Here is a 23,519-nt window from a genome sequence, read left to right as displayed (position 1 = left end):
ATCCGAGGACGCCGCCCGGTAACCTGCTCGATGAGATGCCTCTCGATCCTTCCCGCGGCGACCGCCGCGATCCCCGAGTCCTGAACAGCGCGCGACCGAAAAGCGGGTGGTCCGAATGACCGACCAGACCCCCGAGCCGTCGCCGGCCGAGCGCTTCGCGGCCGCCCGCGTGCGCCAGGCCGAGGAGCGCACCAGCCTCCACGCCTTCCGCGGCGAGTACGAGTTCGGGCTCGACCCGTTCCAGGAGGAGGCGTGCCGCGCGCTGGAGGCCGGGCGCGGCGTCCTGGTGGCCGCCCCGACCGGCTCCGGCAAGACGGTGGTCGGCGAGTTCGCCGTGCACCTGGCCCTGGAGCGGGGCCGCAAGTGCTTCTACACGACGCCCATCAAGGCGCTGTCGAACCAGAAGTACGCCGACCTGGTCAAGCGCTACGGCGCCGACAAGGTCGGTCTGCTGACCGGCGACAACTCGGTCAACGGCGACGCGCCGGTCGTCGTGATGACGACCGAGGTGCTGCGCAACATGCTGTACGCCTCCTCGCGCACCCTCGACGGCCTCGGCTACGTGGTCATGGACGAGGTGCACTACCTGTCCGACCGCTTCCGCGGCGCGGTGTGGGAGGAAGTGATCATCCACCTGCCGCAGTCGGTCACGCTGGTGTCGTTGTCCGCGACGGTGTCCAACGCCGAGGAGTTCGGCGACTGGCTCGGCACCGTGCGCGGCGACACCGAGGTCGTGGTGTCCGAGCACCGGCCCGTGCCGCTGTGGCAGCACGTGATGGCCGGGAACCGGGTCTACGACCTGTTCACGGACGAGAACCACCACGAGGTGAACCCGGACCTGACGCGGCTCGCGCGGGAGACGAACGAGCGCAGCGGGCGGCCGTACGACCGCTACCGCAAGTCGCGCGGCCGCGACGACAACACCCGGGCGCGCCGCGTGTGGACGCCGAGCCGTGTCGACGTGATCGAGAAGCTCGACGCGCAGGGGCTGCTGCCCGCGATCACGTTCATCTTCAGCCGGGCGGGCTGCGCGGCGGCCGTGCAGCAGTGCCTGCACGCGGGGCTGCGGCTCAACACGCAGGCCGAGCGGCAGCAGGTCAAGTCGATCGTGGAGTCGCGCACCGGGCACATTCCGGACGAAGACCTCCAGGTGCTGGGCTACTTCGAGTGGCTGGAGGCGCTGCAGCGCGGCATCGCGGCGCACCACGCGGGCATGCTGCCGACCTTCAAGGAGGTCGTCGAGGAGCTGTTCGTACGCGGCCTGGTGAAGGCGGTGTTCGCCACCGAGACACTGGCCCTGGGCATCAACATGCCGGCCCGGTCCGTGGTGCTGGAGAAGCTGGTCAAGTGGAACGGCGAGACGCACGCGGACCTGACGGCGGGGGAGTACACCCAGCTGACCGGGCGCGCGGGGCGGCGCGGCATCGACGTCGAGGGCCACGCGGTGGTGCTGTGGCACCAGGGCTTTGACCCCAAGCACCTTGCGGGGCTGGCGGGGACGCGGACGTATCCGCTGCGGTCGTCGTTCCGGCCGTCGTACAACATGGCGGTCAACCTGGTGGGGCAGGTCGGGCGGCACCGGTCGCGCGAGCTGCTGGAGACGTCGTTCGCGCAGTTCCAGGCGGACCGCTCGGTCGTCGGCATCGCCAAGCAGGTGCACCGCAACGAGGAGGGCCTTGCGGGCTACCGCGAGGCGATGACGTGCCACCTCGGCGACTTCGAGGAGTACGGCGCGCTACGCCGGGCGCTGAAGGACCGCGAGACGCACTTGGCCCGCGAGGGCGCGCAGCAGCGGCGGGCCGCCGCGGCGGCGTCGCTGGAGAAGCTGCGGCCCGGCGACGTGATCGTGGTCCCGACCGGGAAGTACGCGGGCCTCGCCGTGGTCCTCGACCCCGGCCTCGACGAAGGGCACGACGGGCCGCGACCGTTCGTGCTGACCGCGGACCGGCAGGCGCGGCGCCTCGCGTCGATCGACTTCCCGACGCCGGTCTCGCCGGTGGAGCGCATGCGCATCCCGCGCTCGTTCAACGCCCGCAACCCGCAGTCGCGCCGTGACCTGGCGTCGGCGCTGCGCACCAAGGCCGGGCACATCGAGCCGTCGCGGCCGCGGCGGGGGCGCGCGGCGGCCGCCGACGACCCGGAGATCACCCGGCTGCGGGCGGCGATCCGGCAGCACCCGTGCCACGGCTGCGACGACCGCGAGGACCACGCGCGCTGGGCGGAGCGCTACTACCGGCTGCTGCGCGACACCGAGCAGCTGGAGCGGCGCATGAAGGGCCGCACCCACACGATCGCGCGTACCTTCGACCGGGTCTGCGCGATGCTGACCGACCTCGGCTACCTGTCCGGTGACACGGTGACCGACGACGGCCGCAGGCTCGCCCGCATCTACGCCGAACTCGACCTGCTCACCGCGGAATGCCTGCGCGAGGGCCTGTGGAACGACCTCACGCCCGCCGAACTGGCGGCGTGCGCCTCGGCCCTGGTCTTCGAGGCACGTATGCCGGACGACGCGTTGGCGCCGAAACTGCCGGGCGGTGCGGCGAAGTCGGCGCTGGCCGAAATGGTGCGGCTGTGGGGACACCTCGACGCCCTGGAGGAGCGCCACCACCTCGACTTCCTGCGCGAGCCGGACCTCGGCTTCGCCTGGACCGCTTACAACTGGGCCTCGGGGCGGCGGCTGGACGCGGTACTCGGCGAATCCGACATGCCGGCGGGCGACTTCGTACGGTGGATGAAGCAACTTGTCGATGTCCTGGGCCAGATCGCGGATGCCGCACCCGAGAACAGCGGCGTCCGCACCACCGCCCGCAAGGCAGTCGAAGCGGTACGCCGCGGCGTCGTCGCCTACTCGTCCGTGAACTGACGCCCCCAGCGCGACAGCCGAGGCGCCACCGCAGCGCCGACGTCACGCCACCGCGGGGCGTGGTCGTCGGGGACCCCCGGGGACGCGAAGTGGAAGGGCACACCCAGATGGTCGGCCGGCGCCCGGCCGGCCTCGGCGGCGGGGCCGGCGGGCGAGGGCACGTCCCGGCGCTGGTAAACGATCGCCAAGCCGCGCTCCTCGGACGGGTCGTCGAGGACGGCGAGCAGGACGACGAACCAGTCGTGGACAGTGTCGCCGTCCCACCCCGCTTCGACCGCGACAACCCGCCCCGCGAAGGGTGCGACCCGCCCGTCTGCTGCGTCATCCGCCATGCGTCGAACCTAGTTACGGTCGATCGCGTGGTGCGGCAATTCTTGGCTCCTGCCGACGGGTTCCGGGTCGGGTGACGTTGCCGGCAGCCGGGGCCACCGTCCGCTAGCCGGAGGCTGCCGCCAGGACGGCTGCGGTGACGCTCATGGCGAGCGGCGGGACCAGCCACCATGCGGTCGGCAACCTGCGGTGGCCGGGCCACGCCACGATGACCGCCGACAGGGCGCTCGCCGCGATCGTGCACACGCAGGCCGCGCCGATGCCCGCGTACGCGCCGTCGTCCCAGGGACCGGCCGGGCGGACGGCGAATGCCGTGTACAGGCAGGCTGCTGCGAACAGTTGCAGCAGCGCCGCCGGGACACCGACGATCCACCGCACCGCCCGCGCGTCCTCGGGAGGGATCGACTCCGGCACCGGCGGCTCCCTACCACTGGCCGGGCTGGTAGGCCCCCGCAGGCTGACGGGTGATCAGGTTCATGCGGTTGTAGGCGTTGATCAGCGCGATCAGCGAGACCAGGGCGGCGAGTTGGTCCTCGTCGTAGTGCTTGGCGGCGTTCCCCCAGGCCTCGTCGGTGACGCCGCCCGCGGCGTCCGCGGTGCGGGTGCCCTGCTCGGTCAGCTCCAGTGCGGCCCGCTCCGCGTCGGTGAAGACCGTGGCCTCGCGCCAGGCGGCCACGAGGTTCAGGCGCGGCCAGGACTCGCCGGCGTGCGCGGCGTCCTTGGCGTGCATGTCGGTGCACATGCCGCAGCCGTTGATCTGGCTGGCCCGGAGCTTCACCAGTTCCTGCGTGGCCATCGGCAGCGTGGAGTCGGAGAGGACCTTGCCCGCCGAGTTGATGTACCGAGCGAACTTCGAGGCGACGGGGTTTCCGTAGTAGTTGATGCGGGCTTCCATGGTGCTCTCCTCGCGTGGTGTTCGGTGTGTTCTCGAAGCACTGACGCAGGCGGGCAGGCGGACGTGACAGGTCGACGAAAAATGATCAGGGGGATCTGCCGGCCCCGGACCCCGGCACGCCCCGCGGCGGGGGCGCGGGCCACCTGCTATTTGCGGCAGATGGTGAGGTTCGGGGCTCCGGTCGGGCCGAACTGTCGGCAAGTCGGCGCGGGGGTCGGGCGGTTGGGCGCCGGCGGCCGCGACGGCAGGGTGAGCGTCACGTTCTCGCAGCGGGGGACCCCGACGCGTCCGGCCGGCTGCCCGGAGCACTCGACGCGCACGACGCCGTTGTCCACCACGATGCGCGTCGGCTCGACGATGATCGTCGGCCTCGGCCGCGGCGTCTTCGGCGGCGTGGGCTTGGGCGGCTTCGGCGGCGGAGTCGCCTTGGGGGGCGGCGCCGGTGCCGCGGGAGGAGGCGGCGTCGGGCTCGGCTGCGGAGGCGTCGGCGTGGGCTTGGGCGGCGGGGCCTTGGGAGGCTGCGGCTTCGGCGGCGGAGGGGGCGTCGGCGGAACCGGCGTCGGCTGTACGGGCGGTGGCGGTGGTGGCGGCGGGGGCACAGGCTTCGGCGGCGCCAGGGTCGCCGCCGCCGGGGCGGGGACGGCGGGCGCGGCGACCGGCTTCTTGCCGGCCTCCGGCTGGTGGGTGAGGGCCCAGGCCAGCGCCGCGGCCGCGGCGACCGCCGCACCGGCGATCAGCGAGGCCTTGACCATGGTCTTGCTGCCCTCGCCCGCTCCCGCGCCGGCGCCGCCCGACGAACCCCCGCTGCCGGCAGCTCCCGCTCCCGCGGCCTCGCCGACCGAGCCGCTGCCGGCTGCCGCGCCGCCGGCGGCGACGGTGCCGCCCGCGACGGCCGCGCCCACGGCCGCCGCCGCGGCGGCGGCCGTCGCGAGGTACGCCAGCGCCGCGGCACCCAACAGGCCCTCGGCGGCGACGCGCATGCACGTACTGACACTGGCGAGTTCGAGGCACGCCGCGCGGCAGCGGTCGCACTCGTCGAGGTGTGCGCGCACGTTGTTCTCGGCGCGGTCGCCGAGGCTGTTGCGGACGTACGCGCCGTAGTTCTTCGCGAACGGGCGGCACTCCTTGGGGAGTCCGTTCTCGACGTACACCTTGAGGTACGCCTCGCGCAGACCGTCCCGCGCCCGCTCCTTCAGCTTGGAGAGCGCGTTCGGGCTGACGCCGAGCAGCGGGGCCACGCGGTCGCGCGGCTCCCGCTCGACCTCGGTGTACCAGAGCACCGCCTGCCAGCGTTCCGGGAGTTCCTGGAACGCCTTGGCGGCCAGGTTGCGGTCGGTCGCGGCGACCGCGGGGTCTTCGGGCTCGCCGCTGGGGCCGGCTTCGTAGGCCGCCACGTCGTCGGTGAGCAGGACGCGCCTCTCGTTGCGGGCCCAGTCGCCCGCCACGCGCCTCACGGTCGTGAGGAGGTAGGGGCGGCATGCCTCGCGCGGTCCGTGGCCGGAGCGCAGGGCGTGCAGCGTGCGGGTGAAGGTCTCGCCGACGAGGTCCTCGGCGTTCTCTCGGGTGCGGGTGCACAGCCGGGCGAGCCTGCGTACCGCGTCCACGTGGCGCTGGTAGAGGACTTCGTACGCGGCGTCGTCGCCCTCGCGTACGCGGTCGGCCAGGTAGGCGTCGGACGGGCCGTCGTCGCCGCGTCCGTCCGCGCCCTGGTGGTCGCCTCCCGCGCCGCCGTCGCCGGGGCCGGGGCGCGCCGGGCCGGTCGGCTCGGGGCCGGCCAGCGGCGCGCCCAGGGGGCCGCGGGGTGCGGGCGTGCCGGGGGAGCCTGCGGGGTTCGGCGGGCCAGTCGGCCCGACGGCGGCCGGGACGGGACCGGACGCTGCGGCGTCGGGCGTCCCGGCACCGGGCGCGCCGGCTCGGGGCGGCTCGTGCCCCCGCGGAGCCGGGAACGGGCCTCGGCGGTGCAGCGCGGTGCGTTGTCCGGGGAGGACGGGGCCCTGCGGCGGTCCGGCGTTGCGGCCCTGTCCCGGGACCCACGGGCCGTCGCCGCCGGGTGCGGCCGCGGCGGGGTCCACTGGTGCGGGGTCGGTCGGCGGGTCCGATGGCTGCCGGTCGGGACCGGAGGCCGAAGGGTCGTCCTCGCGTGACACCCGTGACCCCCTTGAGCGGTGCTCTTCGCCTCTGTCGTCAGCATCGTGGCGATCTCGGCGGCATCTGTCCAGATCGTCAGGGGGCGTACGCAGTGGGGGTGGTGCACTCCGGCGCGCGTGGTGCAGAGGGGGCGCGGGGACGAATCACCCGCGCCCGCCCCGGTTTTGGCGGCACCAAGGCCGTGACGCTGCGTCATGGGGTGCGTCGCAGACCCCATGGGGCGCGCGGGGCGGCGGGTGCGGGGGCGGCCCGGCGACGGGGGAACTGTGGTGGTCGGGCGGGGCGAACGGGAGGGAGCCGAACCGGTGGGAGCGATGCGGGCGGCGCGGGAGGAGGGGAGGGCGGGGGAGGGGGAGCGGAAGGCGGCAGAGGGGGAGGTGCGCATGGGGGAGAGGGCCTTGCGGTCGGTGCGGGTGGCACGGGTGGCACGGGCAGTGCAGGCGGAACAGGTGGTGCGGGTCGTGCTGAACACGTTCAACTCCCCTGGGGCGTACCGGGCTCGACGGCGAGCCGGACGTGCGGGCGTGGGACTGCCGGGACGGTTCCAGGGGCGCCGTGCACCCCGGACAGAGGGTCGACGGGGGCGCGGCAGAGCCGGTCGAGGCGGTCCTCGAGCGCGGGTTCGTCGCCGTCGACCAGGGCCATCAGGCGGCCCGCGGGGACGGCGTGCACGTCTTCCTGCAGCGCCCGCTCCATGTGGCGCGCGGTCAGCAGGAGGTGCCGCAGGTGCGACCAGAACCGGGATTCGGCGACTTCCAGCTGCACGACGACGAGGCGCGTGTGCTCACCGGCGCCGATGCGGTCCTGGAGTCGCCGCTGCAGGAGCGCGGCGGACGGGAGTTCGGTGAGCGGATCGGTGCCGGGCGGCAGCGTCCCGGGCGCGGTGGATCGCGCGCGGGCGCCGACGTACGCCTGCACCACCGGCGCGGGCGCCGGGTACGCCAGCGCGCACAGGAACAGCGCGTCCAGCTCGGCGAGCGCCACGTCCAGCGGGATCTCGGCGGCGGCCCGGTCGCGGCCCAGCGCGATGCAGGCCGAACGCACATGTCCGGTCGTCACGAACGACTCGATGCACAGCTCCACTGCGGCGCTGTGCCATTCGACGCGGGAGGGCCAGCCGGCCCTTCGCGTCACACGGTGCCACTCGCCCCGCAGCCAGTCGGGGTCGGCGGTCGATGCGATGTCACACTCGGTACCCATGCCAAGGGAGACCGGGGTCCCTCGGAGAAGTGACGCGACTTCCGAGTAATATTTGGTGTGACCTGGATCACATACGGGCCGCGCGCCGGGCGCGCAGCCAGGTGACCCTTTCGGGTAGCGCTTTTACCTTGCCGTGACCGCCCTCAGCGGCGCTCCGCCAGCACCGCCACAAGGCGCTGCACCGAGCCGCCGAGGCCCCAGCGGTCGGCGAGCGCGCGCAGCGCGTCGGGGTCCCGGGGCGCGCGGGGGAGCGCGACGGGCAGATCGTCCGGAAGCGGAACATCGCGGACTACCTGCACGACCCCGGGGGCGACGTCCAGGTAGTCGGCGGCGGCGACCAGGTTGCGGCGGCGCGCGGGGGTGAGCGACGAGGCGGGGTCCTCGGCGGCCCGCCGTACGCCCGCCAGGTCGCCGAACTCGCCGATCAGCTGGGCGGCGGTCTTCTCGCCGATGCCCTTCACGCCGGGCAGCCCGTCGCTCGCGTCGCCGCGCAGGGTGGCGAAGTCGGCGTACCTGGACGCCGGCACGCCGTACCGCGCCAACACCGCCGCCTCGTCGATCACGTCCACGACGCCCACCCCTTTGACGGGGTAGAGCACGCTCACCGCGCGCTTGTCGTCGACCAACTGGAAGAGGTCCCGGTCGCCGGTGACGATCTGCACGGGTGTCGCCGCCGCGGTCGCCAGCGTGCCGATCACGTCGTCCGCCTCGAAGCCCGGCGACCCGACGCGCGTGATGCCGAACGCGGCGAGCACGTCCTCGATGACGGGCACCTGCGGGGACAGGGTGTCGGGCACCTCCTCCTCGTCGGGCGCGTCGCCCTCGACGACCTCCGCGACGCGGTGCGCCTTGTAGGAGGGGATCGCGTCGACCCGGAACTGCGGGCGCCAGTCGTCGTCCCAGCACGCCACGAGCGCGTCGGGGCCGTGGTCGGAGACGAGGCGCGAGATGAAGTCCAGCAGGCCGCGCACCGCGTTGACCGGGGTGCCGTCCGGCGCCTTCACCGAATCGGGCACACCGAAGTAGGCGCGGAAGTAGAGCGACGCGGTATCGAGAAGCATCAGTTGTCCAGGCACGAGCCCCATCGTGCCGTACGCCGGTGTCACGGCACGGAGATCGGCCGCCTGATCAGGGGGTGTCGTCGGCTGCGCCGAGGCCGGACACGCCCAGGCCGAACATGCCGAGGCATGCGTCGAGTCCGTGGACCTCCACGGGTACCGTGCGATGCGCTTCCCAGGCGTCGCGGTCGATGCGTACGCGCCGCAGCATCCGCGCGCGCCCGTCCGCCGCCGCGTGGACCTCGAGGCCGTCGTCCGCGTACCCCAGCTTGCGCGACACCCCCAGCGACGCCGGGTTGTCGGTGAACGCCGACGACACCGCCCACTCCGCGCCGAGGCCCTCGAACGCCAGGTGCAGCACCGCCGCGCGCATCTCCGCGCCCAACCCCCGGCCCTGCCGGCCCCGCTCGATCCACGAACCCGACGAGACCTCGCGCCGTGTGACGAACTGTTCGCCGCTCAGATCCTGCGCGCCGACCGGCAGGCCCTCGTGGAACACCACCAGGTCGAGCGTCCAGTCCTCGGGCGTCCAACTCGCCCACTGCCGCCAGTGGTGTTGCAGCGCCGAGCGCGAGCGGTCCGGCTCCGGGACGGTGGACCACGGCATGGCGAAGGGCATGTACTCCGGGTCGTGGACGCCCCGCGCGACCGCCGCGAACAGGGCGTCGAAGTCCTCGAGGCGGGGGAGCCGCAACTCCAGGCGCGGGGTGGTCACGCGCAGTCCGAACAGCGGCCAGTGGTCCGTGATCATGTCTGATTCTGGCTTACGCGCGGGCATGCCGACGAACGAATTCGCCCCCGTACGAACCCGTTCCGTGGACCGGACGCGGCGTCAGACCGCGAACTCGTCCAAGACCTCCTGCAACGTGTCGCGCACGCCGAGGATGTCGATGAGGCCGGTCATGCGCAGTGTTGCCCGCACATGCCGGTCGGGTGCGGCGAGGCGGAGTCCGCCCCCGCACGCGTGCATTGCCTTGAAGGCGTCGATCAGCACGCCGAGTCCGACCGAGTCACAAAACGTCAGCGCCGTGGCGTCGACGACCACGCGGCGGCACCCGCCGTCGATCAGATCGATCAGCGTGCGGTGCAGCAGCGGAGCGTTGTGGAGATCGAGCTCGCCGTGCAGATGGACAACCGCGCACCCGCGCCAGATTGTGACCCCGGTGACGGGGTGTTCCTGACCGAGCATGCCGAGCCGCGCGACCATGGCCTCGACCTTTCCGTGGTCGGGACGGGATTGGAACCTCACGGCGCCGAATGCATTCTGGGGCATCCGGAGCGTCCGTGGCACCCTTTCGGGCGCGCGTCTTGCGCGGGACCGGGTGGATCGCGGGCGGCTTGGCCGGATAAAGCCGGTTTCAACGCTGATCGGTTTCCGAAAAACCGGGCATACCAACCGCGCTGACGGGTGATCAGTCGATGATCGCTTTACCGGCAGTCACCCGAAAGGGTGAATGTGTGTGGGTGTGCGTACGCCCGTGAACGCACCGGCGCTGCGCCCCGGCGTGCGTGCGGCGCTACAGGAACGTGTGCCCCTCGCCCCGGTACGTCGGCACCGTCCCGACGACCCGGTCACCCTCCACCAGGTGCAGCGCGTCGAACCGTTCGCACAACTCGCCGGCCTTCGCGTGCCGGAACCACACGCGGTCCCCGATCAGCAGGTCGTCGGCGGCACTCCCGCGCAGCGGCGTCTGCACCTCGCCCGCGCCCTCCTGCGGGTCGTACGCCAGCCCCGGCGGCAGGTACGGCTGCGGCAGCCGGTCCCGCCCCGCGGCGCCCGAGGCGGGGTAGCCGCCGCCCAGCACGGACACCCAGCCGACCCCCGGCCGCCGGACCACCGGCAGCGCGAACAGCGCCGCGGGGCGGCCCCGGAAGCTGGTGTAGTCGTCGAACAGCCGCGGCTGGAACAGCCCCGACCCCGCGGCGACCTCGGTGATGCACGCCTCTGCGGCGGTGCGCTCCACGCTCCCGGTGCCGCCGCCGTTGACGAACTCCAGGTCGGCCACCGCGCGTACGGCCCGCACGATGTCCGCGCGGCGCGCGGCCAGTTCGGCCCCGGCGCGGGCCTGCATGAACCGGATGGCCCGACCGTACAGCGCACGGCCGTGGGGAGCGTCGCCGACACCGGCGATCTGGGCCTCGTAGGCCATCAGCCCGACGAGGTGGAACTGCGGGCGCTTGGCGACCTGTTCGGCGACGTCGGCCACCTGCTCCGGGGTGTGCAGCGGCGAGCGGTGCGCGCCCACGCGGATGCGCCCGCCGAACACCTGCCACGAGCAGTCGATGTCGACACACACGCGGATGCGCTCGGTGCCGTCGCCGCGCACGCGGTCGATGTAGTCCAACTGCGCGACGTCGTCGACCATCACCGTGACGCGCGCGGCGGCCACCGGGTCGGCGGCGAGGCGCGCGTACGCCTCCCGGTCCGTCGACGGGTACGCCACGAGCACGTCCTCGACGCCTTCCGCGGCCAGCCACAGGGCCTCCGGCAGGGTGAAGGCCATGACGCCCGCGAAGCCGTCGGCCGCCAGCACCTCGCGCAGGAGGGGGAGGCAGCGCACGGACTTGCTGGCGACGCGGATCGGCGTACCGCCCGCGCGCCGCACGAGGTCCGCGGCGTTCGCCCGGAACGCGTCGAGGTCGACGATCGCGAAGGGCGCGTCGAGGTCCGCGGTGGCGCGGTCGTAGCGCGCCCGGTCGTCGGACGGGTGGTGGGCGGCGCGCGCGGCGGTGAGACTGGCCATGCCCCGCAGCCTGCCAGATTCGGTTACCGGGCGGTAGAACGGTGCGGGCGCGAGGTCTCGTCTCCGAGCTCCTGCCGGCCCCGCGGGGCGGTCGCGTGGTCTGGGCCTTGACGGCCCTCCCAGGCCGCTGTCTTACGGCCGCTTGGGTGCGGCCGCTTGCCGTTTTGGGCCTTGACGGCCCTGCCGCAGCTCGACCCAGGCCGAGCTGCGGCACCAGGGCGGTCCGACCAGGGTTTTGCAGGCACCCCTCAGAAGAGATGAGGGTGATCGGAGCGGTTGGGGGAGCGAAGAAGTTGCGGCGTTGGAGTGGGAGTGAGTGTGGCCGCGCTGCGCTGCGCGGCGCCGGGAAGGCCGCCCGCAAGCGGAGTGCCGGATTCCTGCACATGGCGGCGGCCGTCGCCCGCCCGTGACAGGGTGCTCATGATCGACAGACGGTCGACGCCCTCGGGTCCGTGCCCCGCATCCAACCCGAGGCGAACCAAGGCCCGGCCCGGAAGGCGGACCCATGCACGTGCGAGCCCTCGACCTGATCGACCGCGTCCTGGACGCGGGCAGCTTCACGGCCTGGACCGGGAAACTGCCCGAGCCGGACGGCATCGAGGCGGGGTACGCCGACGAACTCCGCGCCGCCCGGGACCGCACCGGATTGGACGAGGCCCTGGTGACCGGAGAGGGCCGCATCCACGGGCGGCGCGTCGCCGTCGTCGCGTGCGAGTTCGCGTTCCTCGCCGGATCGATCGGCGTCGCGGCGGCCGAACGCCTGGTCCGCGCCGTCGAACGCGCGAGCGCCGAACGCCTGCCGCTCGTGGCCTCGCCCACCTCCGGCGGCACGCGCATGCAGGAGGGCACCGTGGCCTTCCTGCAGATGGTGAAGATCTCGGCGGCGGTCGCGGCACACAAGGCGGCGGGGCTGCCGTACCTCGTCTACCTGCGCCACCCGACTACCGGAGGGGTCTTCGCGTCCTGGGGGTCTCTTGGACACGTCACCGCAGCGCAGCCCGGCGCGCTGATCGGGTTCCTCGGCCCGCGGGTGTTCGAGGCGCTGAACGGCGAGCCCTTCCCGTCCGGCGTGCAGGTGTCGGAGAACCTGTACGAACACGGCCTGATCGACGCCGTCGTGCCTCCGGAGCAACTGCGCGACGTGGCCGCACGCGTTCTCGAAGTCCTCGACACTCGGCCGGTCGACGGTGCGGCTGTGCCTGAGGCCGGTGCCGGTGTCAGCGCTGGTGCTGGTGCTGGTGCTGGTACTGCTGTTGCGGTCGGTGTCGGTGTCGGTGTCGAGGTTGAGGCCGAGGTCGGCCAGCCGGACAGCTCCGCATGGGAGAGCGTGCGCCGCTCCCGCGACCCGGAGCGCCCGGGGCTGCGTACGCTCCTGCGACACGGTGCCCGGAGCGTCACGCCGCTGCGGGGTACCGGCGAGGGCGAGAGCGAGCCGTCGCTGCGCCTTGCGCTCGCCCGGTTCGGTGCGCAGGGGTCGCCGGGAGCGCCGTGCGTCGTCCTCGGCCAGGACCGTACGCGGCAGAGCGAGTACGGCCCCTTCGGACCCGCCGGACTGCGCCAGGCCCGGCGCGGCATGCGGCTGGCCGCGGAACTCGGCCTGCCGCTGGTGACCGTGATCGACACGGCGGGCGCGGCGTTGTCCGCGGATGCCGAACAAGGGGGCCTTGCCGGGGAGATCGCCCGCTGCCTCACGGAACTCGTGATGCTGTCCGCACCGACGGTGTGCCTGCTGCTCGGGCAGGGGGCCGGCGGCGGAGCACTCGCGCTGCTGCCCGCGGACCGGGTGCTGTGCGCGCGGCACGGCTGGCTGTCGCCGCTGCCGCCCGAAGGGGCGTCCGCGCTGCTGTTCCGTACCACCGACCGCGCCGCCGAGATCGCCGACCGGCAGGGCATCCGCTCCGCCGACCTGCTCGCGAACGGCATCGTCGACCGGGTCGTCCCCGAACTCCCGGACGCCGCGGCCGAACCCGAGGCGTTCGTGCAACGCGTCGCGGCCGCGCTGGAGGACGAACTCACCGCGCTGCGCGGGGTGGACCCCGCCGCGCGGATCGCCCGCCGCCTGGACCGGTACCGGATGCTCGGCCTGCCGGACGGGTACGTGCCGGGCGCTCACTCGTACGAGTGAGTTGCCGCCGATCGGCACACGGCAACTCTCAAGCTGCCTAGCCTGATTCACGTTCGGGGACCGGGCTCCACACGCCCGGCCCGCGCCGCGAAGGCGGCCGACGACACTTGATCGCACCAGTCGTCCGCCCCGCAGGCCGCCGCCCCGGACGGGATGCCGCGCGTGGCCCAGTGGTCAAGCCCCGCGCGGCATCCCCGTGTGGCGTTGTGGGGTCGTGGTGTGCGTCGTGGCGTTGAGGTGTGGTGGGGCGTCGTGAAATGGCGTCTCTGAGTGGCTTCTGTGTGTGGTGCCCCTGTGCGGTCCCCTTTGTGGAATCCCTGCGGACGGGGCGCCCGCTCCGCACGGTCTAGGGTCGAGGTGTGGACTTCACCGGCAAGAGCATCCCCGACCCCGGCTTCTCCGGCGACGACGGCACCGCCGATGCCGCACTGACGGCGGCCCTTGCCGACACCTCGCCGCGGCCCGAGGACGTCCTCGCCGCCCTCGCGGGAGCCCGCCTGCTGGTCCCGGTGGTCGCGATCCTCGGCGAACTGGAGGACACCGCGCCGGGCGAGCTCAAGCGCGAGAAGTCCAGCGACATGGCGGTCCCCACGATTGCGGGACCTTCCGGCCGCAAGGCGCTCCCCGCGTTCACCTCGACGGACGCCCTCGCCCGCTGGCGCCCGGACGCGCGCCCGGTCCCCGTCGACGCCCGTCGCGCGGCGCTGGCCACGTACGCGGAGGGTGCCGACACCCTGCTGCTGGACCTGGCCGGGCCTGTCCCGTACGAGATCACCGGGCCGGCCCTCCGTGCGCTCGCCGAGGGCCGCGAACTCCTGCCGCCGCACCGCGACGACACGGTCCGCGAAGCGGTCCGCGCCGCGGCTGCGGAGGAACCGGCCGTCAGCGCCGCGTACCTCACCGAGGGCGCGACGTCCGATCTCCTGCTGACGCTCGCGTCGAACGCCTCCCCGGCGGACATCACTGCCGCGGCCCGCCGCATCGCCACGCGGCTGGCGGAAGCTGAGGCGCTGCGCGCACGGCTTACCCGGGGGCTGGACCTGGCTCTGCTGGCGGAGTCGGTTACGCCGCCGGGTGCGCCGTTGTACGTGCGGGGGGCGTGAGGGGCTGCGGGGGGAGGGACGCCAGGGTTCGGCGGGCGTGCGTTGTCTGGGGGCCTGGTTCTGTTGGCGGAGTCGGGTTACGTCACGGACGATGCCGCTGTATGCGCGGGGGACGTTACGGGGCCCTGTCGGCGAACCGGTACTCGGGCGGTTGGGGCGCGGACGTCTGAGCATGCGCAGGGTGGGCTGTTCCGTCGTTGGTCCGGAGTTGGTCGGCCCTTGGTGGGGGTGGGCGCTTTTGTTTGAGTGCGGCCGAAGCACCCATTTTCGTGACTGCGCTCGTTCCTCGCTCCGTCACGAAAATGTGCACTCCGACCGCTGACTTTCCTGCACCTCCACTCGCTTCGCTCGCTCCGGCGCAGGAAAATCTGACTGGCGGCCTCCGGCCGCTCTCCTCGCTGCGCTCGTCGATCACACGGGGAGAACCGCCGCCCCGGGGGGGGGGGCGGTTGGCTGTGGGGTGGGGCGCCGGCTGGGGGCGGGGGTGGAACGTTGGGGGCGCGTTGTTGCGCGGGTGGTGCGGCCGGCGTTGTTGGGGGCTAGCGGTAGACCGGGCCGGTGAACTTTTCGCCGGGGCCCTTGCCGGGGTCGTCGGGGATCAGGGATGCCTCGCGGAAAGCGAGTTGCAGGGAGCGGAGGCCGTCGCGCAGGGGGCCCGCGTGTTGTGAGCCAAGTTCGGGGGCGCCGGCGGTGACCAGGCCGGCCAGTGCGGTGATGAGCTTGCGGGCCTCGTCGAGGTCCTTGTGCTTGTCGCCGTCCTCGGCGAGGCCGAGCTTGACCGCGGACGCGCTCATCAGGTGCACGGCGAGGGTGGTGATCACCTCCATCGCCGAGACGTCGGCGATGTCGCGGGTCATGGTGTCCAGGTCGTCCGCACCGGACTCCGTCGGCGCCGTCGTGCCGGGGGTCTGGTCTGCGGGATGTGCGCTGTCGGTCATGCGACCCAGTGTCGGGTATGCGGGGCGCCCGGCCGGACGCGGCCCGGTCGATGCGGGCCGATTCGGAGTGCGGGCCGGTCGTCGCGTACAGTGGTCCTCCGCAACACGCCGCCCGGTGTCCGGTTCGCCCTGCCGGGTGGTATTGTGGTGCGTCGACCGATCGGGCACGGAAGTGATGTGCTCGACACGCAAGCGGAGGCTCCGTCTCCCACCTGATCGACCTGGCGGTCGACGGGTCACGGTCCGGCGCGGATCACCTCGGTGGTCCGAGGCGTGGTCTTCCCGTTCGGGAAGAAGCACGCCGGTCGTCGGTGTTATGGAGCCTCGCATGCGTCCCATGCGGGGCTTTTCGCATGTCGGGCTCGGAATCGGGCCCGTCGTGCAAGGAGACCCGCACGGTTGACGGTGAGGAGTTACGTGGCCGCGGGACGGAACCGCCGACCACTTCAGGAATCGAGGAGGCCCCATCAGCGCCGAGCCCCGCATCAACGACCGGATTCGCGTCCCCGAGGTGCGACTCGTCGGTCCCAGCGGCGAGCAGGTCGGGATCGTTCCGCTTGCCAAGGCCCTGGAGCTTGCCCAGGAGTACGACCTCGACCTCGTCGAGGTCGCGGCCAACGCCAGGCCGCCCGTGTGCAAGCTCATGGACTACGGCAAGTTCAAGTACGAGTCGGCCATGAAGGCCCGTGAAGCGCGCAAGAACCAGGCGCACACGGTCATCAAGGAGATGAAGCTCCGGCCGAAGATCGACCCGCACGACTACGAGACCAAGAAGGGTCACGTCGAGCGGTTCCTGAAGCAGGGCGACAAGGTCAAGATCACCATCATGTTCCGTGGTCGCGAGCAGTCCCGCCCCGAGCTGGGCTTCCGACTGCTGAAGCGCCTCTCGGAGGACGTCCAGGAGCTGGGCTTCGTCGAGTCCAGCCCGAAGCAGGACGGCCGCAACATGATCATGGTTCTCGGTCCGCACAAGAAGAAGACCGAGGCCATGGCCGAGGCTCGTGAGGCCCAGGCCGCCCGCAAGGACGCGCGCCGTGGCTACGAGCAGGGCACGGCCCCGGCCGAGGGCGGCGCCGAGGCCGAGGAGACCGTGGTCGAGGAGACCGTCGCGACACCTGCTGCGACCCCCGCGGACGAGGGCTGACCCCCGGTCGATCCGCGACCCCAAGTTCCACACACATCTGTGCCTGCCCGGCGGGATGCCGGGCAGGCACGGCACGACGAGGAGACAGCGGCGACATGCCGAAGAACAAGACGCACAGTGGTGCCAGCAAGCGCTTCAAGATCACCGGCTCCGGCAAGGTGCTCCGCCAGCGCGCCGGTCGCCGTCACCTGCTCGAGCACAAGCCCTCGACGCTGACCCGCCGCCTCGCGGGCACGGTCGTCGCCGCCCCGGCCGACGCCAAGAAGATCAAGAAGCTGCTCGGCAAGTGAGCCACGTGCGCCTGCCCCCGCGAGCCTGACGGCGGCGCGGAGGCGGCGGGCGCCGGTCCCAGTCGTACCCCGGGTCGGGGTCACCACGCCCCGGTCTGAAGTCAAGGAGTTCATCAAGTGGCACGCGTCAAGCGGTCGGTCAACGCCCAGAAGAAGCGCCGCGTCATCCTGGAGCGCGCGAGCGGTTACCGCGGGCAGCGCTCGCGCCTGTACCGCAAGGCCAAGGAGCAGGTCACCCACTCCCTGGTCTACAACTACAACGACCGCAAGAAGCGCAAGGGCGACTTCCGTCAGCTGTGGATCCAGCGCATCAACGCCGCTGCCCGCCTGAACGGCATCACCTACAACCGCTTCATCCAGGGTCTGAAGGCCGCCAGCATCGAGGTGGACCGCAAGATGCTGGCCGAGCTCGCGGTCAACGACCCGACGGCGTTCGCCGCGCTGGTCGAGGTCGCGCAGAAGGCGCTTCCGGCGGACGTCAACGCGCCGAAGGAAGCCGCCTGATCTCTCGGGCATCCCGGTGGGTCTCCGCACCGGACGCCGCGGCCACGTGCCGCGGCGTCGGCGGAGGCCCATCGGTACATCCGGGGCCGGAACAGCCCGCCGCTGGCAGAACGCAGGAGGAACGGTCGCACCCATGGCGATTCCCGAGCTGACCTCCACCCGCTCACCCCGCGTGGTGGCGGCCCGGCGGCTCGCCAAGCGGGCGTTCCGGGCCGGTGAGCGGCGTTTCCTCGCGGAGGGCCCGCAGGCCGTACGCGAGGCCGTGGCCCGGCCGGGCACCGCCGTCGAGGTGTACGCCACCGCCGAGACCGCCGAGCGCTACCCCGACATCGTGGCCGCCGCGGAGGCGTCCGGCGTCCCCGTGCTGCGGGCGAGCGCCGAGGTCGTCGCGGCCGTCAGCCAGACCGTCACGCCGCAGGGCATGGTCGCGCTGTGCCGGTTCGTCGACGTACCGCTCGCCGAGCTGACCGAGCCGCACGTGCCCGACCTGGTGGCGGTGCTCGCGCACGTACGCGACCCCGGCAACGCCGGAACGGTTCTGCGCGCCGCGGACGCGGCGGGTGCCGAGGCGGTCGTGCTGACCGACGCGTCCGTGGACCTGTACAACCCGAAGACCGTGCGGGCTTCGGTGGGGAGCCTGTTCCACCTCCCGGTCGTCGTGGCGGCTCGGGTCGAGGACACCGTCGCGCGGCTGCGCGCGGCCGGGCTGCGCATCCTGGCGGCCGACGGCGCGGGCGCCGCCGACCTGGACGACGAGTTGGACGCCGGCGGGCTCGACGGGCCGACGGCGTGGATTTTCGGCAACGAGGCATGGGGCCTCCCTGAGGAGATCCGCGCCCTCGCCGACGCGGTGGTGCGCGTCCCGATCCACGGGCGCGCGGAGAGTTTGAACCTGGCGACGGCCGCGGCCGTGTGCCTGTATGCGTCCGCGCGGGCGCAGCGCGGGAGTTCGGGCTGCCGGACGAAGCACGTCGGGTAGCGCGGGCGTGCGCCCGCGTACGCCACGGGCGCGCAAGGAAATGTGGCCGCGTGACTGTCGAGCCTCGCGGCCCGTTGGAGTAGTGTGACCGGCCCGGAGCATCTGCTTCATAGGGGTGTGCCATTCCGTGGGGGGCCCCGGAATGGTGCGACTCCTCGGCCGTGTGGGTCGGAAGGGGGCCGATGAACGTGGACGCGGATCCGTACGGACCGGACGCGCTGGCGGGGCTCGGCGCGGACGCGCTGCCCGACGGCCTGGTCATCGCCGACGCCGCCGGCGCGGTGTGCCTCTTCAACGCGGCGGCGCAGCGCATCACCGGCATCCGGGCCGAGGACGCGCTCGGCAAACACCTGGGCGACGCGCTGCCGTTGGAGGACATCGACGGCCGCCGCTGGTGGGTCTGCACCGACCCGTACGGAGGCCTGGGCATCCGCACCCGCCAGCCGGAGCGCAACCTCGTGCTGAACGGGCGCGAAGTGCTCGTCACCGCCTCCTACGTGCGCAGGAACGGTGCGAACTCCCCGGTGACACACGTCGTCGTCGCGTTGCGCTGTACGTCCGCGCGCCGCCGCGGCGAGCGCAACCACGCCGAACTGATCGCGACCGTCGCGCACGAGCTGCGGTCGCCGCTGACCAGCGTCAAGGGCTTCACCGCCACGCTGCTGCGCAAGTGGGAGCGCTTCACCGACGAGCAGAAGCGCCTGATGCTGGAGACCGTCGACGCCGACGCGGACCGCGTCACCCGGCTGATCACCGAGCTGCTCGACATCTCCCGCATCGACTCCGGACGCCTGCAACTGCACCGCGAGGTGGTCGACCTGCGCGAGGCGGTCGACCGGCACGTACGCGCGCAGATCGCCTCCGGGCAGCCGGAGGACCGTTTCCGCGTGCGCTGCGACGAACCGCTCCCGCAGACGTGGATGGACCGCGACAAGCTCGACCAGATCCTCGGCAACCTCCTGGAAAACGCCGTGCGCCACGGCGCCGGAGCCGTCACCATCGAAATGGTCAGGACCCGCTTCGGCCCGGACGAGGGGCCCGAGGCCGGCGAGGTTCCCGACGGGCGCCGCCGCGCCGGTGCCGGAGCCGCGGCCGACGGCGGCACCGCGGAAGTCGGTGACGAAGGGACGGAGATCACGGTGAGCGACGAGGGCCCGGGTATCCCGGACGAGTTGCTCGGCCGCGTCTTCACGCGCTTCTGGCGCGGCAACCGCCGCGGCGGCACCGGCCTGGGGCTGTACATCGTGAAGGGCCTCGTCGAGGCGCACGGCGGCACGATCGACGTCGGCCGCGCGGCGTGCGGCGGTGCCAGGTTCCGATTTCGCCTGCCCGCGGGCATGCCGGACGTTCTGGCCTGACCGCGGGCGGTTCCAGGTACGCGGCCCAAACCACCTAGACTCGACCCGTCGCCCCGTACTCTCCCGCGGCCCGACGCCGCGAAGCCGGAGTATGAGGCCGCCCGGCTTCGACCGGAGACCCCGCGGGCGAGCATCCCTACAGGAGCACTGGAATCAGATGTCGGCACCGAACAAGTCGTACGACCCGGTCGAGGTGGAGTCGCTGAAACCGGAGGAGGTCGACAAGGCGCGCGATGCGGCACTCGCCGCGTTCGCCGCCGCCGGCGATCTCGACGCCCTCCACGAGGCGAAGATCGCGCACACCGGCGACCGCTCTCCGCTCGCGCTGGCCAACCGCGAGATCGGCGCGCTGCCACCGCACGCGAAGGCCGAGGCCGGCAAGCGCGTGGGCCAGGCCCGCGGCGCGGTCAACCAGGCGCTCGCCGCCCGCCGGGCGGAGCTCGAGGCGGAGCGCGACGCGCGCGTCCTCGTCGAGGAGACCGTCGACGTCACGCTGCCGTGGGACCGCGCCCAGCGCGGCGCGCGGCACCCGCTGACGACCCTCGCGGAGCGCGTCGGCGACGTCTTCGTCGCGATGGGCTACGAGGTCGCCGAGGGCCCCGAGGTCGAGGCCGAGTGGTACAACTTCGACGCCCTCAACATCGCTCCGGACCACCCCGCCCGCACGATGCAGGACACCTTCTTCGTGCAGGCCGCCGACGGCACCGCGGACTCGGGCGTCGTGCTGCGCACCCACACCTCGCCGGTGCAGATCCGCACCATGCTCACGCGCACGCCGCCGATCTACGTGATCTGCCCGGGCCGCGTCTACCGCACCGACGAGCTCGACGCCACGCACACCCCGGTGTTCGGCCAGGTCGAGGGCCTCGCCGTCGACAAGGGCCTGACCATGGCGCATCTCAAGGGCACCCTGGACCACTTCGCGTCCTCGATGTTCGGCGAGGGCATCGTGACGCGCATGCGCCCGTCGTACTTCCCCTTCACCGAGCCGTCGGCCGAGGTCGACCTCCAGTGCTTCGTGTGCCGCGGCGCGTCGGTGGGCGACCCCGACAACCCGTGCCGCACCTGCCGGTCCGAGGGCTGGATCGAGTGGGGCGGCTGCGGCATGGTCAACCCGCGGGTGCTCGTCGCGTGCGGCATCGACCCGGGTGAGTACAGCGGTTTCGCCTTCGGCATGGGACTGGAACGCACGCTGATGTTCCGTCACAACGTCGAGGACATGCGGGACATGGTCGAGGGTGACGTGCGCTTCACCCTTCCGTTCGGGATGGAGATCTGATGCGGGTCCCGCTTTCTTGGCTGCGGGAGTACGTCGACCTGCCGGCCGGGGCCTCCGGCCGCGACGTCGCGGCCAAGCTCGTCGGCCTCGGCCTCGAGGTCGAGACGGTCGACCAGCTCGGCAGCGACCTCAAGGGGCCGCTCGTCGTCGGCCAGGTCCTGGAGATCGAGGAGCTGGAGGGCTTCAAGAAGCCGATCCGCTTCTGCCGGGTCGACGTCGGCGACGCCAACGGCACCGGCGAGCCGCAGCAGATCGTGTGCGGCGCGACGAACTTCGACGTCGACGACAAGGTCGTGGTGATCCTCCCGGGCGGCGTGCTGCCCGGCGGCTTCGAGATCTCGGCGCGCAAGACGTACGGCAAGCCGTCCGAGGGCATGATCTGCTCGGCCCGCGAACTGGGCATGGGCGAGGACCACAACGGCATCATCGTCCTGCCCATCGAGGTCGAGGTCGGCTCCGACGCGATCGAACTCCTCGGCCTGGTCGACGAGGTACTGGACATCGCGGTCACCCCCGACCGCGGCTACTGCCTCTCGCTGCGCGGCGTCGCCCGCGAGGCGGCCATCGCGTACGGCATCCCGCTGCGCGACCCGGCCCTCCTCGACGTGCCCACGCCCAACTCGTACGGCTACCCGGTCGCCGTCGAGGCATCCGACGGCTGCCGCCGCTTCGTGGCCCGGACCGTCGTCGGCGTGGACCCCGCCGCGCCGTCGCCGCTGTGGCTCCAGCGCCGCGTCCAAATGGCCGGCATGCGCCCGATCTCGCTCGCCGTCGACGTCACCAACTACGTGATGCTCGAACTCGGCCAGCCGCTGCACGCGTACGACCGCACCGCCCTCCAGGGCACCATCACGGTCCGCCGCGCACACGAGGGTGAGAAGCTGACGACCCTCGACGGGGTGACGCGCGTCCTCGACCACGAGGACCTGCTGATCACCGACAAGAGCGGTCCGATCGGCCTGGCCGGCGTCATGGGCGGCACGACCACCGAGATCGGTCCCGAGACGCGCGACATCGTCATCGAGGCCGCCAACTTCGACCCGGTCTCCATCGCCCGCACGGCGCGCCGCCACAAGTTGGGCTCCGAGGCTTCGCGGCGCTTCGAGCGCGGCGTCGACCCCGAGGCCGCCCGCGCGGCCGCCCAGCGGGCCGTCGACCTGCTCGTGCTGCTCGGCGGCGAGGGCGCGGTCGCCGAGGCCGGGGTCACCGAGGTCGACGAGCCGCGCGAGCCGGTGCGCATCGGCATGGGTGTGGACCACCCGACCAACGTCGCGGGCATCGCCTACTCGGCGGAGACGGTCGCGCAGCGCCTCCAGGAGGTCGGTTGCGCGGTCGAGGGCATCGACGCCCTCACCGTCACGCCGCCCACCTGGCGGCCGGACCTGACCGACCCCAACGACCTCGCCGAAGAGGTCATCCGCCTGGAGGGCTACGACCGCGTCCCGTCGTCGCTACCGCAGGTGCCGGCCGGCCGCGGACTGACCGCCGCCCAGCGGCTGCGCCGCCGCGTCGGCCGCGCGCTCGCGGGCGACGGCTACACCGAGGTGCTGAACTACCCGTTCGTCGGGGACGCGGTGTTCGACGCCTTCGGGCTCGACGCCTCCGACCCGCGCCGGGCCACGGTCAAGCTGGTCAACCCGATCTCCGACGAGGAGCCGGGGCTGCGCACCACGCTGCTGCCCGGGCTGCTCACCGCGCTGCGCCGCAACATCGGGCGCGGTAACACGGACGCCGCGCTGTTCGAGGCTGGCCTGGTGTTCCGGCCCAAGGCCGAGCGCCCGGTGGCGCCGCGCCTGCCGGTGGACCGGCGTCCGACCGACGAGGAGCTCGCGCAGCTGGCCGCCGCGTTGCCCGACCAGCCGTACCGTGTCGCCGCCGTCCTCGCGGGCGAGCGCGCGCCGTCGGGCTGGTGGGGGAGCGGTCGGCCGGAGAGCTGGGCGGACGCCGTCGAGGCCGCCCGTACGGTCGCCCGTACCGTCGGGGTGGAGCTGACGGTACGTCAGGACCGGCATGCCCCTTGGCACCCCGGCCGCTGCGCCGCGCTGCTCGTGGGCGACACGGTCGTGGGCCACGCCGGAGAGCTGCACCCGCGGGTCGTGAAGGCGCTGCAGCTGCCGGAGCGCACCGGCGCGATGGAGCTGGACCTCGACCTGCTGACCGCTTCGTTGGCCGCGGACGGCGGCGAGCGGCTCGCGGCGGCGGGCCACATCTCGGCCTTCCCCGTCGCGACCCAGGACGTCGCGCTGATCGTCGACGAGGCCGTGCCCGCGGCCGAGGTCGAGGCGGCGCTGCGTGAGGGTGCGGGTGAACTGCTGGAGTCGCTGCGGTTGTTCGACGTTTTCACCGGCGAGCAGGTTGGCGGGGGCCGGAAGTCGCTGGCGTACGCGCTGCGGTTCCGGGCGGCCGACCGCACGCTGACCGCCGAGGAGTCCACGGCCGCGCGCGACGCGGCGGTGGCGCTGGCGGCGGAGCGTACGGGCGCGGTGCTGCGCGGGGCGTGACCCCGGCGCGGTTCCGCCGCGGACGGTACGGCCGAGGGCCCCGGGAGACACTCCCGG

The 23,519-nt window shown here is 73.0% G+C and carries 20 protein-coding genes; 10 read left to right on the top strand and 10 right to left on the bottom strand.

The window, feature by feature from the left end:
- Positions 1-115: 115 nt before the first annotated feature.
- The gene (locus tag ACWD12_RS07170) at positions 116-2,866 is read left to right on the top strand and encodes a DEAD/DEAH box helicase (protein ID WP_358362822.1); all 2,751 of its coding nucleotides are present in this window, start codon (positions 116-118) and stop codon (positions 2,864-2,866) included.
- Here the strand turns inward: ACWD12_RS07170 and ACWD12_RS07165 are convergent.
- From ACWD12_RS07165 to ACWD12_RS07125, 9 genes are all read right to left on the bottom strand, one after another.
- Positions 2,848-3,198, bottom strand: a complete 351-nt coding sequence (locus ACWD12_RS07165; protein WP_450098687.1) for a hypothetical protein — start codon at positions 3,196-3,198, stop codon at positions 2,848-2,850. The genes ACWD12_RS07170 and ACWD12_RS07165 overlap by 19 nt on opposite strands.
- 103 nt (positions 3,199-3,301) lie before the next feature.
- Entirely contained in the window at positions 3,302-3,610 is a 309-nt protein-coding gene (locus ACWD12_RS07160) for a hypothetical protein (RefSeq protein ID WP_450098686.1), read from the bottom strand.
- A 10-nt stretch (positions 3,611-3,620) separates the two neighbouring features.
- Entirely contained in the window at positions 3,621-4,091 is a 471-nt protein-coding gene (locus tag ACWD12_RS07155) for a carboxymuconolactone decarboxylase family protein (RefSeq protein ID WP_450098685.1), read from the bottom strand.
- 146 nt (positions 4,092-4,237) lie between these two features.
- Positions 4,238-6,238: a sigma-70 family RNA polymerase sigma factor gene (locus tag ACWD12_RS07150; protein ID WP_450098684.1), complete on the bottom strand. Its 2,001-nt coding sequence runs from the start codon at positions 6,236-6,238 to the stop codon at positions 4,238-4,240.
- A gap of 475 nt (positions 6,239-6,713) precedes the next feature.
- Entirely contained in the window at positions 6,714-7,439 is a 726-nt protein-coding gene (locus tag ACWD12_RS07145; protein ID WP_358364579.1) for a hypothetical protein, read from the bottom strand.
- Between the two features lie 143 nt (positions 7,440-7,582).
- Complete coding sequence (locus tag ACWD12_RS07140) at positions 7,583-8,500, bottom strand: 5'-3' exonuclease (protein ID WP_358364576.1); 918 nt, start codon at positions 8,498-8,500, stop codon at positions 7,583-7,585.
- A gap of 67 nt (positions 8,501-8,567) precedes the next feature.
- A complete protein-coding gene (locus ACWD12_RS07135; RefSeq protein WP_358364574.1) occupies positions 8,568-9,248 on the bottom strand; it encodes a GNAT family N-acetyltransferase in 681 nt (226 codons plus the stop codon).
- An 81-nt stretch (positions 9,249-9,329) separates the two neighbouring features.
- Positions 9,330-9,746 (bottom strand): STAS domain-containing protein, encoded by a 417-nt coding sequence (locus tag ACWD12_RS07130; protein WP_358364571.1) that lies wholly within the window; start codon positions 9,744-9,746, stop codon positions 9,330-9,332.
- Between the two features lie 268 nt (positions 9,747-10,014).
- Positions 10,015-11,241, bottom strand: a complete 1,227-nt coding sequence (locus ACWD12_RS07125; protein ID WP_450098683.1) for an amino acid deaminase/aldolase — start codon at positions 11,239-11,241, stop codon at positions 10,015-10,017.
- A 505-nt stretch (positions 11,242-11,746) separates the two neighbouring features.
- On the opposite strand from ACWD12_RS07125, the gene ACWD12_RS07120 reads away from it, so the two are divergent.
- Both ACWD12_RS07120 and ACWD12_RS07115 read left to right on the top strand, forming a co-directional pair.
- The gene (locus ACWD12_RS07120; RefSeq protein WP_450098682.1) at positions 11,747-13,366 is read left to right on the top strand and encodes a carboxyl transferase domain-containing protein; all 1,620 of its coding nucleotides are present in this window, start codon (positions 11,747-11,749) and stop codon (positions 13,364-13,366) included.
- A 359-nt stretch (positions 13,367-13,725) separates the two neighbouring features.
- On the top strand, positions 13,726-14,469 hold the full coding sequence (locus ACWD12_RS07115) for an SseB family protein (protein ID WP_450098681.1): 744 nt from the start codon (positions 13,726-13,728) through the stop codon (positions 14,467-14,469).
- A 539-nt stretch (positions 14,470-15,008) separates the two neighbouring features.
- Here the strand turns inward: ACWD12_RS07115 and ACWD12_RS07110 are convergent.
- On the bottom strand, positions 15,009-15,407 hold the full coding sequence (locus tag ACWD12_RS07110) for a DUF1844 domain-containing protein (protein WP_450098680.1): 399 nt from the start codon (positions 15,405-15,407) through the stop codon (positions 15,009-15,011).
- 511 nt (positions 15,408-15,918) lie between these two features.
- Here ACWD12_RS07110 and infC point away from each other — a divergent pair.
- The 7 genes from infC (at position 15,919) to pheT (ending at position 23,462) form a co-directional block, all read left to right on the top strand.
- Complete coding sequence (infC, locus tag ACWD12_RS07105) at positions 15,919-16,551, top strand: translation initiation factor IF-3 (RefSeq protein WP_435839172.1); 633 nt, start codon at positions 15,919-15,921, stop codon at positions 16,549-16,551.
- Positions 16,552-16,646: 95 nt separating this feature from the next.
- Positions 16,647-16,841, top strand: a complete 195-nt coding sequence (gene rpmI / locus ACWD12_RS07100) for a 50S ribosomal protein L35 (protein WP_358362135.1) — start codon at positions 16,647-16,649, stop codon at positions 16,839-16,841.
- Positions 16,842-16,958: 117 nt separating this feature from the next.
- Positions 16,959-17,345 carry a 50S ribosomal protein L20 gene (gene rplT, locus ACWD12_RS07095; RefSeq protein WP_358362137.1) on the top strand — a complete coding sequence of 129 codons (387 nt, stop codon included), beginning with the start codon at positions 16,959-16,961 and terminating at the stop codon, positions 17,343-17,345.
- Positions 17,346-17,478: 133 nt separating this feature from the next.
- On the top strand, positions 17,479-18,324 hold the full coding sequence (locus tag ACWD12_RS07090; RefSeq protein WP_450098679.1) for a TrmH family RNA methyltransferase: 846 nt from the start codon (positions 17,479-17,481) through the stop codon (positions 18,322-18,324).
- A gap of 182 nt (positions 18,325-18,506) precedes the next feature.
- Complete coding sequence (locus ACWD12_RS07085) at positions 18,507-19,682, top strand: sensor histidine kinase (protein WP_358362140.1); 1,176 nt, start codon at positions 18,507-18,509, stop codon at positions 19,680-19,682.
- A 157-nt stretch (positions 19,683-19,839) separates the two neighbouring features.
- On the top strand, positions 19,840-20,961 hold the full coding sequence (gene pheS, locus ACWD12_RS07080) for a phenylalanine--tRNA ligase subunit alpha (RefSeq protein WP_358362141.1): 1,122 nt from the start codon (positions 19,840-19,842) through the stop codon (positions 20,959-20,961).
- Complete coding sequence (gene pheT / locus ACWD12_RS07075; protein WP_450098678.1) at positions 20,961-23,462, top strand: phenylalanine--tRNA ligase subunit beta; 2,502 nt, start codon at positions 20,961-20,963, stop codon at positions 23,460-23,462. Before pheS ends, pheT begins: the two co-directional genes overlap by 1 nt.
- Positions 23,463-23,519: the final 57 nt, after the last annotated feature.

The sequence above is a fragment of the Streptodolium elevatio genome (assembly GCF_053592165.1).
The sequence above is the reverse complement of the archived record's forward strand: the minus strand, read 5'-3'. Positions and strand labels throughout refer to the sequence as shown.